1 protein-coding gene is annotated in these 304 nt (G+C 63.8%); it reads right to left on the reverse strand.

Translation table 11 applies throughout. From position 1 onward, the window contains the following. Nucleotides 1-300 (reverse strand): 30S ribosomal protein S2 (gene rpsB / locus B4M60_RS07395; protein ID WP_291081822.1); only part of this gene is annotated, 300 nt, incomplete at its 3' end. Nucleotides 301-304 lie beyond the last annotated feature (4 nt).

Here is a 304-nt window from a genome sequence, read left to right on the forward strand (position 1 = left end):
CATGCCGCCCAGCCAGCGCTGGTTGACGTACGGCATGCCGACCTTCGCGGCCTCTTCGGCGATGGCCTCCTGGGCCTGCTTCTTGGTGCCGACGAACAGGACCGTGCCGCCGTGGGCGACGGTCTCCTTGACGAACTCGTACGCCTGGTCGATGAAGGTGAGCGTCTGCTGCAGGTCGATGATGTAGATGCCGTTGCGGTCGGTGAAGATGAACCGACGCATCTTGGGGTTCCAGCGACGGGTCTGGTGACCGAAGTGAGCGCCCGCGTCGAGCAGCTGCTTCATGGAGATGACTGCCATGGGT

The organism is Dietzia sp. UBA5065 (genome assembly GCA_002415925.1).
In the GTDB taxonomy this organism is placed as follows: Bacteria; Actinomycetota; Actinomycetes; order Mycobacteriales; family Mycobacteriaceae; genus Dietzia.